The 17,342-nt window shown below is 61.2% G+C and carries 14 protein-coding genes; 11 read left to right on the top strand and 3 right to left on the bottom strand.

The features are described from left to right. Positions 1 to 19 precede the first annotated feature (19 nt). The 11 genes from clpB (at position 20) to DW661_RS04100 (ending at position 13,739) form a co-directional block, all read left to right on the top strand. Positions 20 to 2,647, top strand: a complete 2,628-nt coding sequence (gene clpB, locus DW661_RS04150) for an ATP-dependent chaperone ClpB (RefSeq protein ID WP_118934754.1) — start codon at positions 20 to 22, stop codon at positions 2,645 to 2,647. Positions 2,648 to 2,779: 132 nt separating this feature from the next. Beyond that, positions 2,780 to 2,953, top strand: a complete 174-nt coding sequence (locus DW661_RS04145; protein ID WP_231501577.1) for a hypothetical protein — start codon at positions 2,780 to 2,782, stop codon at positions 2,951 to 2,953. A gap of 345 nt (positions 2,954 to 3,298) precedes the next feature. Next, a complete protein-coding gene (locus DW661_RS04140) occupies positions 3,299 to 6,052 on the top strand; it encodes a PRD domain-containing protein (RefSeq protein ID WP_117759100.1) in 2,754 nt (917 codons plus the stop codon). 260 nt (positions 6,053 to 6,312) lie between these two features. Continuing rightward, positions 6,313 to 6,801, top strand: coding sequence for a PTS sugar transporter subunit IIB (locus DW661_RS04135; RefSeq protein WP_117759098.1), 489 nt, complete (start codon positions 6,313 to 6,315; stop codon positions 6,799 to 6,801). 15 nt (positions 6,802 to 6,816) lie between these two features. Then, positions 6,817 to 7,602, top strand: coding sequence for a PTS sugar transporter subunit IIC (locus tag DW661_RS04130; protein WP_089573286.1), 786 nt, complete (start codon positions 6,817 to 6,819; stop codon positions 7,600 to 7,602). Then, positions 7,595 to 8,476, top strand: coding sequence for a PTS system mannose/fructose/sorbose family transporter subunit IID (locus DW661_RS04125; protein WP_158561640.1), 882 nt, complete (start codon positions 7,595 to 7,597; stop codon positions 8,474 to 8,476). The genes DW661_RS04130 and DW661_RS04125 overlap by 8 nt, the downstream gene beginning before the upstream one ends. Before the next feature lie 216 nt (positions 8,477 to 8,692). Next, entirely contained in the window at positions 8,693 to 9,094 is a 402-nt protein-coding gene (locus DW661_RS04120) for a PTS sugar transporter subunit IIA (protein WP_117759094.1), read from the top strand. A gap of 57 nt (positions 9,095 to 9,151) precedes the next feature. Continuing rightward, positions 9,152 to 10,018, top strand: coding sequence for a Nif3-like dinuclear metal center hexameric protein (locus DW661_RS04115; RefSeq protein ID WP_089573283.1), 867 nt, complete (start codon positions 9,152 to 9,154; stop codon positions 10,016 to 10,018). Positions 10,019 to 10,084: 66 nt separating this feature from the next. After that, positions 10,085 to 11,317: a neutral/alkaline non-lysosomal ceramidase N-terminal domain-containing protein gene (locus tag DW661_RS04110; protein ID WP_117759092.1), complete on the top strand. Its 1,233-nt coding sequence runs from the start codon at positions 10,085 to 10,087 to the stop codon at positions 11,315 to 11,317. Next, a complete protein-coding gene (locus tag DW661_RS04105; RefSeq protein WP_158561639.1) occupies positions 11,314 to 12,141 on the top strand; it encodes an HAD family hydrolase in 828 nt (275 codons plus the stop codon). The genes DW661_RS04110 and DW661_RS04105 overlap by 4 nt, the downstream gene beginning before the upstream one ends. A gap of 245 nt (positions 12,142 to 12,386) precedes the next feature. Continuing rightward, positions 12,387 to 13,739: an ATP-binding protein gene (locus tag DW661_RS04100; RefSeq protein ID WP_117759088.1), complete on the top strand. Its 1,353-nt coding sequence runs from the start codon at positions 12,387 to 12,389 to the stop codon at positions 13,737 to 13,739. 73 nt (positions 13,740 to 13,812) lie between these two features. On the opposite strand, the gene DW661_RS04095 is transcribed toward DW661_RS04100, so the two are convergent. The 3 genes from DW661_RS04095 to DW661_RS04085 all read right to left on the bottom strand — a co-directional run bounded on the left by DW661_RS04095 (position 13,813) and on the right by DW661_RS04085 (position 17,251). Continuing rightward, positions 13,813 to 15,285: a hypothetical protein gene (locus DW661_RS04095; RefSeq protein ID WP_118934752.1), complete on the bottom strand. Its 1,473-nt coding sequence runs from the start codon at positions 15,283 to 15,285 to the stop codon at positions 13,813 to 13,815. A 233-nt stretch (positions 15,286 to 15,518) separates the two neighbouring features. After that, complete coding sequence (locus tag DW661_RS04090; RefSeq protein ID WP_118934750.1) at positions 15,519 to 16,526, bottom strand: DUF5692 family protein; 1,008 nt, start codon at positions 16,524 to 16,526, stop codon at positions 15,519 to 15,521. A gap of 62 nt (positions 16,527 to 16,588) precedes the next feature. After that, positions 16,589 to 17,251, bottom strand: a complete 663-nt coding sequence (locus DW661_RS04085; protein WP_118934748.1) for a TetR/AcrR family transcriptional regulator — start codon at positions 17,249 to 17,251, stop codon at positions 16,589 to 16,591. Between the last annotated feature and the right edge of the window lie 91 nt (positions 17,252 to 17,342).

Below are 17,342 nucleotides of genomic sequence, written 5' to 3'. Positions count from 1 at the left end.
CCCCAAGAGAGGTGATTCCATGAGAATCGATAAGCTAGCAATGACGTCGCGCGAGGCGCTGCAGACCGCCATGAGCACGGCCGCCGACGCGCAGGCCGGCGCGGTGGAGCCGATTCACCTGCTGTCTGCCCTGCTCGGTGCCGGCGAGCGCAATATCTCCGTGATCATCGAGCGCATCGGCGCCGACCCGGCCCAGCTTGCACGCTCCACACAAGATGCCATCGACCATGCGCCCAAGGTGTCGGGCGAGGGTCAGCAGATGGGCCTGTCCAACGAGCTCGTCCGCGTCATCGAAAAGGCCGAGAAGAAGGCCACCAAGATGGGCGACAGCTTTGTGGTGACCGAGCATCTGCTGATGGCACTTGCCGAGGACAAGGGCGAGGCCGGCCGCGTTCTGCGTGACGCCGGCGTGACCAAGGAGCGCATCGAGCAAGTCTACGAGGAGTTGCGCGGCGATGACCGCGTGACGTCTGCCGAGGACAAGGCGCAGTTTGAGGCGCTGGAGCAGTACGGTCGCAACATCTGCGACCTCGCCCGCGCCGGCAAGCTCGACCCGGTCATCGGCCGTACCGATGAGATTCGCCGCACCATCCAGGTCCTGTCCCGCCGCACCAAGAACAACCCTGTGCTCATCGGCGAGCCGGGCGTCGGCAAGACGGCCATCGTCGAGGGCATCGCCCAGCGTATCGTGGCCGGCGACGTGCCGAGCACGCTGCGCGATCGCGACCTCATCGAGCTCGACATGAGCGCGCTGGTCGCCGGCGCCAAGTACCGCGGCGAGTTCGAGGACCGCTTGAAGGCCGTGCTCAAGGAAGTGCAAAAATCGGAAGGTAAGGTCATCCTGTTCATCGATGAGCTCCACACCATCGTGGGCGCGGGTGCCACCGAGGGCTCCATGGACGCCGGCAACATCCTCAAGCCTGCGCTCGCCCGTGGCGACCTGCATGCGATCGGCGCGACCACGCTCGACGAGTACCGTAAGTACATCGAGAAGGACGCGGCGCTCGCCCGTCGCTTCCAGACCGTTATGGTGAGCGAGCCTACCGTCGAGGACACCATCTCGATCCTGCGTGGCCTCAAGGAGAAGTACGAGATCTTCCACGGCGTGCATATCACCGATAGCGCGCTCGTGGCAGCTGCCGACCTCTCCGATCGCTACATCGCCGACCGCTTCCTGCCCGACAAGGCCATCGACCTGGTCGATGAGGCGGCAAGCCGCCTGCGCATGGAGCTCGACAGCATGCCGGTCGAGATCGATGCCACCACGCGTCAGCTCACCCAGCTGCAGATTGAGGAACAGGCGCTCATGAAGGAGACCGACGAGGCCTCCAAGGAGCGTCTGGAGGCTCTGCGCCAAGAGATCGCTGAGGTCCAAGAAAAGCTCAACGTGCAAAAGGCCGGCTGGCTCAACCAGAAGAACGCTATCGACCACGTGCAGGAGCTCAAGGGGCAGCTCGACGAGGCCAAGAGCGAAGAGGAGCGTGCGACGCGCAACGGCGACCTGGGCCGTGCGTCCGAGCTGCGCTACTCCGTGATTCCGGGCCTGCAGCAGCAGATTCAGGATTCCGAGGCTGCGCTCGAGGCGCAAAAGCAGCAGGACGGCGAAGGCCTCAACGAACAGGTGACCTCCGATGAGATCGCTGAGGTCGTGAGCGCTTGGACCGGCGTGCCCGTCTCCAAGATGATGCAGGGCGAGCTCGACAAGCTGAAGGGCTTGGAGGGCGAGCTGCATAAGCGCGTCATCGGCCAGGACGAGGCGGTCTCCGCTGTCGCCGCGGCCGTGCGTCGCAGCCGTGCGGGCCTCTCCGATCCGGACAAGCCCATCGGCAGCTTCTTCTTCCTGGGCCCCACCGGCGTGGGCAAGACCGAGCTCGCCAAGGCGCTTGCCGAGTGCCTGTTCGATGACGAGCGTGCGCTCGTGCGTATCGACATGTCCGAGTACATGGAGAAGTTCAGCGTCCAACGTCTGATCGGTGCGCCTCCGGGATACGTGGGTTACGACGAGGGCGGCCAGCTTACCGAGGCCGTGCGCCGTCGTCCGTACTCCGTGATTTTGCTCGACGAGATGGAGAAGGCTCATCCGGATGTCTTTAACGTGCTGCTGCAGGTGCTTGATGACGGCCGTCTGACCGATGGCCAGGGTCGCCAGGTGTCCTTCAAGAACACGATCATCATCATGACGTCTAACGTGGGCTCCAAGGCCATCGCCGATCTGTCCGGTAAGGACGAGGAGGAGATGCGCCATCAGGTCGACGCCGCCATGGCTCAGACCTTCCGCCCCGAGTTCCTCAACCGTATCGACGATATCGTGGTGTTCCATCCGCTCGGCATGGCGCAGATCGAGAAGATCGTCGACATCCAGCTTGCCGACGTCCGCGCGCGTCTGGCCAAGGAGCGCATGACGCTTGCCATCACCCCGGCGGCCAAGCAGATGCTCGCCGTGGGTGGCCTGGACCCCGTGTTCGGTGCCCGTCCGCTCAAGCGCCTGGTCCAGCGCGAGGTCGTGGACGCCATCGCCGCCGCCATCATCGACGGTACGGTGTGCGAGGGCGATCAGGTGACGGTCGATGCCGACAAGGACGGCGGCTTTACCGTCGTGTGCGACAACACGCCGTCTGCTACCTACGAGGTCCCCGACGCTGAGTAGATTTATGGGACATGCCTTAAAATCTGCCAGCCGTCTCTAAACGCCAAGGGCGGCGGATCCAATTGGGTCCGCCGCCCTTTTTCGTGCGACAATCGATAATGTTGAACGGATGCGATGCAAGGAGCTATGCAGATGAAAGGCGAGATCAAGACAAGCGCGCCGGCGCCCAAGCCCACGTCCAAACCGGCACCCAAGCCGCGCGACCCCTACATCCGTGCCGAGAACGAGGACGACGACGGCTACGATCCCTACAGCGATCGCCGCCCCGAGCGTGAGCCGCTGTTCGAAGCCGATCCCTGGCGCTAACGAACTCATTTGGGACGGGGCTCTTTTAGCTACTTGGGCTGCTATGTGAGCCAGCATCTAATAGGAGCCGCTAGCCCTGGCCTTTGATGTTCGGCAACAGATGATTTTTCCAGGACGGGGATTTTTAAATCTCTCTGTACCTAATGATCTTTTAAGACTCTGCTAGACCGGAATTGACATGAGGCGACAATAGACAACACCCCCGTGGAGTTTTGCGTTCTATGGGAACGTTGCCTATCAATACTTCATGTCAATCCCAGTCTAACAGAGCCATTTTATTTGTATAGCACCGCCTCCCTTGGCTACAATCGCCCCAAGTGACCTAAGAGCAAAAGGGGCAGCGCCGTGATTACGTACGACACCAAAACCGAGATTCTCAAGACGCTCGACAAGATGACGCGCGACCTTAACCTGTGCAACATCGACAACTTCACGACGGCTAAGATCGCGAGCGAATGCCATGTGAGCCGCAGTCTGGCGAGCCAGTATCTTAACGAGCTCGTTCGTCAGGGCGACGTTATCAAGGTCAACGCCCGCCCGGTGCTCTATTTCCATCGCCACTCCGTCGAACGCTACTTTAGGCATGCGTTCGATAAATCCGAATATGCCTCGATAGACGAGCTGCTGGGTGCTGCGGGCATCGACGAAGAAGAGGACTTTGACAAGGCCATCGGCTTCGACCTTACGTACGGGACATGCGTCGACCACCTCAAGAGCGCCATCCGCTATCCGCCACATGGGCTCCCGGCGCTTTTGATCGGCGAGCCGGGGACGGGCAAGCGCATGATGAGCGAGCTCACTTTTGAGTACGGCGTCAATGCGGGGATTCTGCCGACGCAGGCCCGCTACGTGCGCATCGACTGCAAACGACCCGTCGAGGCGACAGAGGTCGAGTACGAGATCTTTGGTGCGGACGGCTTTGGTGGTGCGGTCAAAGAGGCCAACGGCGGCGTGATCTACCTGAGCGGCTACGACCACTTGCCCCGCGTGGCGCGTGAACGTATCCTGCAACGCATCGGTGCCGGCGACCCTACGGGCGAGACCGCGCGCGGCACGTCGGACGTGCCTCCCGCCCGCTTCTTGCTCTCGTCCGCCCTGCCTGCCGACAGCGATATCGTCAAGGGTATCGCGCGCTTTGTGCCCATCACCGTCACGCTCCCGCGCCTGGCGGAGCGCAGCGTCGAGGAGCGCACGCTCTTTGTGATGCACTACCTGCGCGTCGAGGGCCGTCGCGTGGGTGCCGACATCGCGGTAAGCCGCGGCGCCCTGCGCGCCCTCGTCGACGCCGACTTCAAGGACAACATCGACGGCCTCCGCTCATGTATCACCAACTGCTGCGCGGGCGCCTATCTCAACCGCGAGAACGAGACGCTCACCATCCAGACCTACAATCTGCCCTCCAGCGTGCTGGGCAAGACGGCGCCCGAGCCCGACGACGACCAGCTCGTGAGCGGCGACAAGGATGTCAACGACCCGTCCGTGCGCGTGACGGGCTTTTTCCAAAAGATTGTCGACCCCGTTGAGGCACTCGAGCGCGGTCAGGTGAGCTTCACCGAGTTCTTTACCAGCGCGACCATGGCGGTGCGTGCCTACGACGACTACATGAACTTCGACTTTGAGAACAAGAGCGTCAACCCGCGCGTGGGCGCCTACGAGAAGATGGTCGCGCCCGTGATCGAGCAGGTGAACCACGCCTACGGCATCGAGCTTACGCGCAAGATCTCGCGCTCCATCGCGCAGTCGCTCTTTACGCAGCTCTGGGGCGGTGCGGGCCTGAGCAAGTGGCGGATCGCCAATGCGGACGCCGTGGAGCGGACTCTGACGCTTTTGGAGAAGAACCAACCCGGCACGGCGACCGTTGTGGAGGAAATCGCCGCCAAGACCAAGACAGCCCTCGGCATGGAGCTCGATGCGCTCTCACGCACGGTGCTCTTTATCGAGGTGGGGGACGCCCTGCGCGCCACGGGAGGCCCGCGCGACTACCTGGGCGTGGTGGTGTGCCACGGCTATTCCACCGCCACGAGCATCGCCGACGCCGCCGACCGCATCCTGCGAACGCATGTCTTCGAGGCCATCGACATGACCTACGACCAGGAGGTCACCGAGATCGTGGGGCAGCTCTCGCGCCTGCTCGCGCGCTACTCGCACTGCAAGACGGTGGCGATCCTGGTGGACATGGGTTCGCTCGAAAAGATCAACGACGCCATTACAGGGCTCACGACGTGCGACATCCACATCGTCAACAACGTGTCGACCGGCCTTGCCCTCGAGGTGGGAAGCGCGCTCATCGCCCACGCCGATCTGGACGAGGTGCTCGCCCACGCCTCGGCGGGGCTCGCGCCCAGCTACAGCGTGGTGAGGGGTTCGGTCGAAAACGACGCCGTGGCGTTTTGCTCGGAGTCGGGTATCGAGGCAGCCGACAAGATCCGCCAGATCGTGCAGAACAGCCTCCCCGGCACGCCCGAGGTGCAGCTCGTGACCTGCGACTACCCCATGCTCGCCCAAAAGGGCGACGGCGCCCCGGTCTTTAGCGACTACCGCGTGCGCGCCGTCGTGGGCACCATGGACCCGGGCATCGTGTCGGTGCCGTTTGTGGGGCTCGAGGACATTCTCTACGAGGGAAGCTCCGACGCGCTCGACCGGGCGCTCTTCCCGCTCGTGGACCCCGAGAGCGTCCAGGAGTTCCATGCCAACCTCCTGCGCAACCTGACCCTTCGCAACGTGATCGAGTCCATTACGATCCTTAACCCCGAGATGCTCTACATCGAGGCCGACCGCGCGGTCAAGCGCTTGGCGGAGCTGCAGGGCGAGGATATCGACGCGCGCCGCAAGATCGGTGTCTACGTGCACCTGTGCGGTCTTATCGAGCGCCTGGTGACCAAGAATTTTGTTGACTCCGCCCCCGACACCGAGGCCTTTGAGCGCGACCATGCGGACTTTATCGAGAACTTCCGCGAGGCCTTTATCGACATGACGCGACGCTACCGTGTCGAGATACCTGTGTCGGAGATTGCATACGTGCACCACATGCTGCATGTGAGCATGGCCGATGCGCAAAAGAAAGTCGAGATAGCGGGCATGATTCTCGAAGACGAGTAGAACAGCCGACACAAACCTGGTAAAGCCCTCGACACTGTTGCGATGAGTGTCGAGGGCTAGTGTTGAGAAAACCAAATATCTTGTCCATTTGAGTGGCAAGGCTGTTGCGGTTTGCGGCGCTCTGTCGATTCTGTTTGATGCCGCGTCCCGCCGGTCTGCGACCGCCTATCTTGGTTTCAGCAGGAGATCAAGGGTTGCAGCGGCGGCCCTCTCAAAGAAACGCGGGCGCCCGCGCCCGCACACGGAAAGGAAGGGTGGACATGAGTATCGTCGCAGGGCGAATCGACTATCGTCTGCTCCACGGAATCGTACAGGGCTTCTGGTGCCCCACGTACGCCACGCAGCGCACGATGATCATCGACGACGCCACGGCCAACGATGAGGTGCGCAAGGCGGCCATGAAGCTGTCGAAGCCCTCGGGCCAGGCGCTCTCGATTATTACCGAGGAGAAGGCCCTCACCAACTTCAAAGCCGGCAAGTACGACAACCACACGGTGTTTACCATCGCGCGCGACCCGCAGACGTTCCTAGATCTGATCGAGGCCGGGCAGAAGATCCCGGTGCTCACGTTGGGGCTTACGGAGACCCCGCCCGAGGGCACCCCGGGCGTCCAGGCCGGCAGGCGCGCCTTCATTCTGGAGAAGGACATCCCTGTCTACCAGAAGATCGCGGCCGCGGGCACCAAGGTCGAGGTCCGCTACATGACCACCGATAAGCCTGTGCCCATCTCTGAGTTCATTCCCCTGTAAAGAAAGGTGATAAACATGGATGTTAATGCGCTCCAGTTTGTCCTGCTCGTCCTCTTGGCAGGATTCCGCGCGGTCGACGCCTATTCGACCCAGGCGATCCCGTTTATGCACGCGCTCGTCTGCTGGCTCGCCGGTATCATCTTGGGCGACCCCAACACGGGCCTCATCGTCGGCGGCACCATCCAGCTCATGTCCATGGGCGCCGCGGGCTTGGGCGGCTCGTCTGCCCCCGACTACGGCATGGCCGGTATGGTCGCGACCGTCACGGCCTGCATCACCGGTAACGGCGACATCTCCGTCGGCCTTGCGATCGGCGTCGTGGTCGCCATGCTCTATGTCCAGCTCGACGTCATCTTCAAGATCTACAACTCCTGGGTCTTCAAGGTCATTCGCGGCTATGCCGTCAAGCGCGAGTACAACAAGATGCTCGCCTCGTGCTTCCTTTCGCACTTGTGGCTCTTCCTCCAGGGCGCTCTGCCCATGATCATCGTGCTCGCCTTTGGCCAGCAGGCGGTCGAGGCCATCAACGCCTTCATGCCGCAGTGGTTCACCGACGGTCTCTCCATCGCCGCAGGCGTGCTGCCCGTCACCGGTTTCGCGATCCTGCTCACCTTCATGCCGGTCAACAAGTTCTACGCGTTCCTTATCGCCGGCTATGTCCTCGCTGCCTACCTCAACCTCTCCGTGCTCCCCATCGCTCTCTTGGGTGCTGTCGTGGCCATCGAGTACTTCCGCAACAAGTCTGAGGCCGCTCCCGTGGCCGCCGCTACCGTGAATGGAGGCGAGCTCGAAGATGAGTAACTTCTTCAAGCCCAAGGAATTCAAGGACTTCAACGAGGCTCCAGCCCCCGTACAACTCCCCGATGGCTCCTATGAGCCCGTCCTTACCGACGAAGACCTCAAGATCTGCTCGCGCCGTATGTGCCTGATGGATACGGTCTCGTACTCCTACGCCACGCAGAACGCCCCGTGCGCCATGTTCGCCTCCTACTACGCGCTTCGCAAGATCTACGGCAACGACGAGGACGCCTTCAACACCGCGATCCTGAACCAGCTCGACTGCGTGTTCAACGCCACGCCTCCCGTCTCGGGCCTGCTTCTCGGTGCCGGCCTCGCCATGGAGGATAAGGGCCACCTTAACGGCATCCATGCCGAGAACGACCTCAAGGTCGGCCTCATGGGCCCCATCTCCGGTATCGGCGACGTCTTTATCTGGATCCTGCCGATGACGATCCTCGGCTCCATCGCCGGCTATATGGCCCAGCAGGGAAGCCCCGTTGGCATCCTCCTGTGGCTGGCGGTCTGGGCCGCCCTGTACTTCTGGCGTATGCAGAACTACGTCCAGGGCTACAAGGCGGGCGCTTCCGTGGTGACCAAGATGGGCGATAAGCTCAACGTCCTCACCGACGCCGCCTCCATCCTCGGCCTTACCGTGGTCGGCTCGCTGATCTACAGCTCCGTCAAGCTCACCACGCCCCTCGTGTTCCAGTACGGCGAGATCTCGCTCGGTATCCAGGAGGGCGTGCTCGACCAGATTTTCCCCAACATCTTGGGTCTGCTCTTGGCCGTCGTGGTCTACAAACTGATCAAGAAGGGCGTCAAGCTCAACTGGATCATCCTTGGTATCCTTGCCGTGAGCTGCGTCTGCGCCGCCTTCGGTATCCTGGCCGCCTAAGTTCCTTCACTTTTCCTCCGTCGGTGGCTTCCCCCGACCGCCGACGGGGCTGTGGGCGCCATCCCACGGCCCCGGTGTTACGGTTCGTATCTGATTTGAGCGAACCGTTCCACCGCACCCGCCCTGCACGTCTCCTTACACGCTTGTGCGCGGCGGGTGCCATGGAACGGTTTGTTTAGCGGGGTTCACTCCCGCTACTACATAAGGAGTTGGCTCATGAGGCAGGTAATCCTTGCGTCGCACCATAAATTTGCTCAGGGCTTGGCCGATACGCTGGAGTTTCTGGGCGCCAAGTGCGACTTTCACGTGATCTGCGCGTACGTGGACGATACGCCGCTCGAGCCGCAGGTCGAGACCGTGTTCGACGCGATTTCTCCCGACGACGAGGTGCTCGTTTTGACCGACATCCTGGCAGGCAGTGTCAATCAGAAGTTTCTGCCCTACGTGGCCCCCAACGTCTTTGTGGTGGCGGGCGTCAATGTGGTCCTGGCGATGGAGCTCTGCCTGGCACCTGCGCCGCTCACGGCCGAGGGTATCCAGAACGCGATCGACATGGCCGGGCAGTCCATCAAACTCCTCAACACCATCCAGGTCGAGGACGACGAGGACGACGAGTAGCATCTGCCGCTCAGACGGCACATGCGGTTGGTCATTTAGTTCCAAAAGGAGATTCATATGCTCATCAGCGAGGTTATCCAACACGTCAAGGACTTCTCGACAGGCGTGGACTCGTTTACCGGCAAGGCAATCGACGACGCGACTACGCGTGACCAGGTGCTCTACGGCGCTACCGACACCGAGTGCACGGGCATCGTTACCTGCATCTGGCCCACGGCAGATATCATCCGCCGCGCTCAGGAGCTTGGCGCCAACCTGATCATCAGCCACGAGGCACTTTTTTGGAACCATGGCGACCATCAGGACGTGGTGGGCGATACCGTAACGTTCAAGGCCAAGAAGACCCTGCTCGACGAGTGGGGCGGTGCCGTCTGGCGCTGCCACGACTATATCCACTCGCGCGTGCCCATCGACGCGGACGGTGCTCTGGCAGACGGCATCTTCTACGGCCTGGCCGATAAGCTCGGCTGGCTCGACTACCGCATGGGCGAGGACAAGGGCTTTTGCCTGGAGTACCAGATCCCCGAGACAGACGCCACGGAGCTCGCGCAGGAGCTCGTGCACAAGCTCGGCCTCAACGGCACACGTATTACCGGCGACCCGCACGCACGCGTCAAGAGCGTTCGCGTCCCGATGCATGTGACCGGCGACGCCAAGAGCGATACCGCCGAAATCAATCGCACCGATGCCGAGGCCAACGACTGCCTTATGACGATGGAGTTCATCGATTTCACCACGTGCGAGTACATCCGCGACTCTGGCATGCTCGGCCAAAACCGGTGCGCCATCACCATCGGGCACTTCAACCTGGAGGAGCCCGGTATGGAGTACATGGTCAACTGGCTGCCCGAGGCTCTGGGGACGAGCGAAATCCCGGCCACGTTTGTGCCGATGGGCGACACGTACCGCTACGTGGTCGCATAGCGAACAATATCTGCACTGCATGCCCGGGGCGCCCTGTGCGTCTCGGGCTTTTTTGAAAGGAGAGCCATGAAGGCTGCAAGCATATCTGTCGATATCACTCCCGCGGGCACGTTTTGGATGGAGGGCTATATCCATCCCATCCGCAAGCAGCCGGCGACGGGCGTGCACGATACGCCGCGTGCGACGCTGCTCCTGCTCGAGGTCGAGGGCACACGGTCGCTCTTTGTATCGATCGACGTGTGCATCCTCACGGCCCAGACGACCCGCGCGATGCGCGAGGGCCTCGCCGCGGGGCTTGGGGTCGCGAGCGAGAACATCGTGATCAACTCCATCCACTCGCACTCGTGCGCCAACGGCTTTGAGGGCGCGGGCGCCATGGGCATCCCCACCACGCCCGGCTATGTCGAGCTGGTCACGGGGCTGGTGCTGCAGGCGGCGACGGGTTTGGATGAGGAGCTCGTCGACGCCGCGCCCGAGATGCTCACGAGGCACGTACGCGGTTGGTATTCCAACCGCAACGATGCCGACCTGCCGTTTGACGATGAGGCCCTGGTGCTGCGCTTTGTGGCTGAGGGCGGCAAGACGCTGGGCGCGATGCTCAACTTCAACTGCCATGCCACGGTGGTCGGCCCCACCAACCGCCTGCTCACGACCGACGTGCAGGGAGGCGTGCGCGACAAGCTTGCGGACTGGATCGGCTGCGTGCCGTATATCTTTACCGGCGCCTCGGGCGATTTGGGCAACCGACAGTTCCGCCAGGGCAACGACTTTGCGGAGCTCCGCCGCGTGAGCAACGGCATCGCGGGCGAGATCATGAAGGGCGCCTTTGAGCCCATTGAGCTCGCTGCGCCCAAGGTTTCGCGGTTTGAGCACCATGTCCACTACAACAACGAGGACTTTTACCCGCAGTACCAGGCGCAGCTTGACGAGGTGCTCGAGGTGCTCGCCAACAATCCCACGTTTGACGAGAAGAAACTCGCCGATACCGAGAAGGAGATGCTCGAGCAGCAGCTCCAGCGCCACGAGATGGACTTCACCGTTGCGATGACGACGCTCGACTTTGGCTCGGTGGTGTTCACGACCTTCCCCGGCGAGCTTGCAAGCGAGCTAGGCGCCATCGTCAAGGGTGCGTTCGACGGGACGGGCAAGCATCCGGTGATCATCGGCTACGCCAACGATTACCAGGGCTATTTTGTCGCCGCCCACACCTATGGTGGTTCGAGCTACGAGAGCTACGTGACTCAGATGCCCAAGGGTTGGACCGAGCAGATGCTCGCGTCCTATGGGGAGCAGCTGTGAGCGCCGGTGGGGTGCGCTTAGAGAAGGGTCCGGTCGTTGCGTTTTTCGACGTTGACGGGACGTTGGTGTGCCGCGATCCCGTAACGGGCCCCGGCAGCTTTCCCACTGAGCGCGTGGTGCGCGCCGTGGAGGAGTTCGCCGAGCGCGGCGGCATTCCGATTCTCTCGACTGGACGCGCCCGGGTGGGGATCGACCAGCTGCTCAACAACCTCCCGTTTCGCGGATATGTTTCGCTCGACGGAGCGCACGTGGTGCTCGACGGCAAGGTTATCCTCGACTGTTGCTTTCCGCGCGCGGTGCTCGAGCGCATGGTAGCGGAGATGCTCCGCGTGGGGATGCCCGCCTTTTTTGAGGGGACGGAGCTCTGCCTGGAGCTCAACGCGAGCGGTGGGAGCCTCTACAACTGGGGTCCTGTGGCGTGCGACCTCGAGGAGATGCGTAGTACCAAGCCCGACCTGCGGTTTGCCAAGGTCGATTTTGTCGACGAGGCGTACGGGGCCTACCGGGCGAGCGACTTTTTGATGGAGGAGCTCGGCTACTACAACGTGGGCGAGGGGAGCCACGAGCTCGTCATGCCCGGGGTGTCCAAAGGTGCTGGGGCCCGGGCCCTGCTCGCGGAGCTCACTGCTGCGGCGGGTGCGGCGCCGGCGCGTGTCTTTGCCTTCGGTGATTCCGAGAACGATCTGTCTCTCTTTGAGACCGCGGACGTTGCCGTGGCGATGGGCCAGGCAGCACCCCATGTGCGCGAGGCCGCCGACTACGTCGCGGTCCCCTGTGCAGACGACGGCGTCGCCCAGGCCATGGAACACTTCGGCCTGATCTAGCCCCGCACTTTACAATACCCTGCAGGACTGAGGGGGCCAAATGTTCCTAGTTAATTTTTATCACGGCTCTAACGGGAGCATTTGACCCCTCAACTGTTTTGTAGCCATCCGAGGCATGTGATCACCCGGGCAATTCGACAGTGAAAAACTTGCTTAACTACTAATCAAGCTTCACACAATCTTACTTATCTGCTAATCAAGAATCGATATAATCTTGATTAGCATATAAGCAAGATTGGAGAATCATGGCATTCAACGACTTGGTGGCCCAGAAAATAAAGGACTTTGAACAGCAGGGGGTTCCACAGGTCTTTGAGCGAGACCTTGATCTGGGAAACCCACAGGAGCCAAAGCGCGACAACATCGTAAATGTGGTTGTGGGGGCCCGCCGTTGTGGAAAGACGTATCGCCTGTATCAGGAGATGCAGCGGCTTCGGGGCCGGGGCGTCGAGCTTGACCGGATGCTTTACTTTAATTTTGAGGATGAGCGCTTGCGCCCGTATGAGCCATCGCTGCTGGCGGACGTGCTCGACACGTTCTATGCGCTGTATCCTGCTGCTCGAACCGAGGGCGCTTACATTTTCTTTGACGAGATCCAAGAAATTCCCGAATGGGGTGCGTTTCTGCGGCGTGTAGTCGATACGGAGAAAGCGACCGTCTATGTGACGGGATCTTCTTCTAAGATGCTGTCCTCGGAACTTAAGAGCGAGTTCAGGGGTCGTTCTCTTGTGCGAGAGCTTTTTCCGTTGAGTTTTTCGGAATACGTTCGATATAAGACGGGGAGCGTTCCCGAGCCAGATGCGACCTTTTCCCCGAGCGATGCAGCGCTGCTTCGACATCATCTGATCGGGTATCTTGAACAAGGGGGATTCATCGCGACACTTGAGCAGACGCCTGCAGACGCGATTCAGCTGCTACAGGAATATGCTTCGCGAACGGTCGCCATGGACGTCGTTGAACGTTACGACGTTAAGAACCCTCGCCTGGCATCGCTGTTCTTGACGCGGTGTATGGCATCTTCGGGACGAGAGCTGTCAGTGAACAAAGTGTACAACGAGTTCAAGAGCAGACAGATACCCGTCAGTCGTAATTCGCTCAGCGATTTACTTGAGTATTATGAGGACGCCTACCTGTTATTTTCTGTGCCGGAGTTCACGCGTTCACTGGCAAATAACATGCGGTCTGCGTCTAAGGTCTACGCTGTCGACCCTGCGATGTTTGGAGCATTCTCTCCCGCATCGGCATTGGACCAGGGCCAGAGGCTCGAGACCGCAGTGTTCAATGCGCTCAGAAGAAGGACTCCCGCGGTGAGGACCGGCTCTGTCTGCCGCCTGCTAATCAAAGAGAAGAGCAAAAGCCATGAGGTGGACTTTGTGGCTGGGGACGCGCTTCTCATGCGGGCTTATAGCCTGATTCAGGTGAGTGCGGATATGGCAAGTGAGAAAACGCGCGAGCGCGAAATTGCCGCGCTTGATGCCTCGATGGCCCAGTTCGATCTTGGCGAGTCGGCAATCGTTACCATGGATGAACAGACCGATATTCCATGCGAGCACGGTGTGGTACACGTTATGCCCGCATGGAAGTGGCTCCTTGCCTAATCATCTATGGACCTGTGGGGTCAGGACCTCCTGGCTCCTTCATCACAGTTGGGGAGCACCTTGCTGCGCCAGGCTAGTCCTGGGCCTTGATGCTCGGCAGGAGAATCTGGGCGAGATAGTCGGTCTCGAGTTTGGTGGCAGCGTCGGCCTTGCCGTCTTTGCCGACCAGTACGTTCTTGATCTGGCTATAGGTATAGCGGTTGCCGGTCGTAAGCTCGACAAGCTCAATGGCCGTGTCCATGGGGTAGGTCGACACGGGATTCTGTGTCCGTCCGTTGATGGTCTGGGGCACCACGTACGGATAGACGGGGCCGCTGGCGTAGACGGTATAACCGTTGCCTAGGTTGGCCGCACCCAAAACCGTATCGCCCTCATCGGGCGTAAAGCTCTCGCCCTCGCGCACTGCGACGAGCGTCACAATCGGCGTATCGCTGTCGCCGGCAAGATAGATGCATAGCGTGCTGCCATTTTGCCAAGTCTCGACCTTGCCGTACCACTCGACGGGGATATCGAGCTGGTAGAGGTCGGTTGCCTTGTGACGGGCGTCGGCATCACGGGCCGCCTGTGCCTTTTGCGCGCTCACGGCATTGACGGCGGCGTCGCGCCGCGCGGTTGCCGCCTGCTGGAGCACCTTGGCGGTGGCGGCGGAGCTCGCGCCTCCCTCCTCGGCATATTTGGCGGCGGCATCGATCTGGTCGTCGGTTACCGTGTCGGCCGAAGGCACCTTGAGCTTAAAGGCGGCCTGGCTGCTTAGGTCCTGTCCGTCGCTCTTGATCGTGACCTGCGCCTTGGTGGTCGGCACGGTATAGACGGTGCCGTCGGACGCGATGGGGGAGGCGGCAACGGAGAGCGTGTAGTCACCGGGTAGCAGTTTGATGCCACGGCCGTGCTCGTCAACATAGAGTGTTTCGCTTACGGAGGATCCGTCAGAATCCTGGCCACTCACCTGTACGGGAATCTTGGAGCCGGTGGAACAGTCGAGCCCCGCGGCATGTACACCAATCTGCACCGACATCATCGTGTGGGCATTGGCGGCGGCGATGGCAGCCTGCTCTTGCCGGTATCCGTTCCAGGCTGCGTAGCCTGCGCCGCCGGCGACAAGCGCAACGGCCACAGCGCCGGCGACCATTAGATTGCGGCGCTTGGGCGACATCTTGCGATGGCGAACCTCGGCCTCGCGTGCCGAAGGAACGGACGGTAGGGGAATATCGCCCATGGCGATGGTCTCGTCCACGGCAGGCGCAGAGCCCAGGCCGGGAAGCTCGCGGGTGAGCGAGTCGTCGGCAGGCAAGCTGCCAAGCAGGACGGTCTCTTCTCCCGAGTCGGATTCCGGCTGGTCATCGTCCTTGCTATCGTCCTCTTCGGCTTCGGCCTCGTCAGGAGCGTCTTTGGCGTCGCTGTCTTCGTGCGCCTCGTCCTGCGTGTCGACGGCCGAATCGCTAAACGAGAGCTCGTCTAGCGCAATCCGGTCAAGGCTCTCCAGGGCCTCGGCACATGCTTCCGCATCCTGGGCCGCATCCTCGCGGCCACACATCTCATCGCTCATATATCCCCCAATGCAATATCGGCTCAACACTGTACCCAAAAATGGAGCCATATAAAGCGAATGCGAAATATAAGATCCGATTTAACCCGAGCACATCGTTCAGCCGCATCCTCGCGGCAGCAAAAAGCCCCCGGAACGCGAACGAATCACATTCCGGGGGGCTCTGCAATGCGTTGAGTTGCGCGGAGCCGGCTACGCCGCTTCGTGCTCAAACGATGTTTGCGTCAGGCACGTTACTCGGCGTGCGCGTAATCAACCTTGGCGCGGCGAGCGGTAGCCTTCTCCCAATCGCTGGTGCCCTCAAAGACATCCTGCTTGTAGGGATTGCGGCCGAGCTTCTTGGCGCGGTAGGCGATGTAGATGATTGCGGCGACGTTGGCGATCAGTGCAGCGATCGAGACCGCGGTAGCGGCGCCGGGGTCGAGCGTGGAGTGGGTCACAAAGATGGACTCCTCCTGGAAGTACGGGAACACCTGGGCAAACATGCACCAAATGGCCAGCGTAAAGGCACGGTTCTGGATCCAGCCGCCCTTGTTCCAGATAAAGGCGGCGACGGTGGGCGCCAGCAGCAGCGCAAAGCCGCAGAACCAGGAGTGGGTGGGCAGGCAGTTGTAGGTGTAGCAGAAGTTCCAGATGTCGTAGGCGATGATGTAGACCCAGGTCATGTCGGGCCACAGCATGTCAGTCTGATCCTCGGAGGCGTAGACGCTCCACCAACCGGTCATGCAGAAGATGTTGATGATACCGGCGATGCCGTTGAACACGTTGTTCCAGCCGGCAAGCTGCGTGGCGCCCTCGGAGGTGACCCAGGTGGACTCGCCCAGGACAAAGAAGTGATAGGCGCTCTCAAAGTCGGATACGACGGCGATCATGATGTTGATGGCAACGATCACAAACGGCCACGCGCGGAACCAATGCGCCTTGCCGATCTTGCCCCACTGATACTTAATGGCAATGAAGCCCCAGCAACCGGCCAGCGCCGCGTATACCTTGGCGTAGTGGAACCAGCTGTTCTGGTACACACGGGTGGGGTTGGTGAGCGCCCACTCGGCGCCCTGTGAGACACCGATGGCGATGGCGACGCAGTAGATGGTCATGGCAAGCGGAGCTACGCCAAAGATGATTGCCGCGCCCAGCTTGGTGCGGCGGCCGACCTCGTTGAGCACGATCAGGCCGATAAAGACCATCGCCCAGCCGACCCAGTGGATAAGGGTATCGCTACCCCAAACATCGAACAGCATGCTGCTCTCCTTTCATGCGCCCGCGTCCCCTCTTCCGTCGCGGGCAGTTTGGCAAAATGTCGTCAGTTCCTGGGCTTGCGCTCGGGATACTTGGCGGTGTAGCCCTCGATGTGGAGCGTCGAGGCGATAATCTCCTTGACCGTCTCGTCGGGCACATCGGGGTGCGTGCGGATATACATCAACAGTCCCATGATGAGGGTGTAGAACGTCTCGTAAACATGGTCGATGCGCAGGTCGTGATGGGCGACAAAGTCCACCACGGTGGTGTCGCAAATGTATTGCGCCACGCGCTGGACCACGTTGTGCAGAAAGCCGCCGTAGAGCGCGCCGCTGCTCGAGGTGAGCGTGCTCGGCAGCTCGTGGCCGCTCACGACCAGACGCTTAAAGAGTGGAGCGACGGTGTCGAGCGCGCCTTCGATGTCGCCAACCGTGCGGCTGGCGTTCCACTGCTCGAGCTCGGAGATAAAGCCGTCGATCGCCTCGTCCATAACAGCGGTGACGGCGGCGTCCATATCGGCAAAGTAGTGGTAGAACAGTGAGCGCGTGCAGCCGGCCCGTTTGGTCACGGCCGATACCGAAAGATGGGATACGCCCAGCTCGGAGCTCACGTCGCGCACGGCGGCGAGAATCTCGCGACGGCGCTCGTCGCCCGTCAGGCGCTTTGCCGCGCTGTCGGGTGCGGGGACGGTGTCGGCAACAGAGATATTCGCCGTGTTATCGCTCATGTGTTTGCCGCCTTTCATCCGTTCGGGCCCGACCGTTCGCCTAACAGTCTTGAATATTGTTGACGGTTCGTCAATACTGTTTTTGACACAA

This window comes from Collinsella sp. AM24-1 (assembly GCF_003470325.1).
Lineage (GTDB): Bacteria > Actinomycetota > Coriobacteriia > Coriobacteriales > Coriobacteriaceae > Collinsella.
This window is presented reverse-complemented; position numbering and strand designations above follow the sequence as displayed.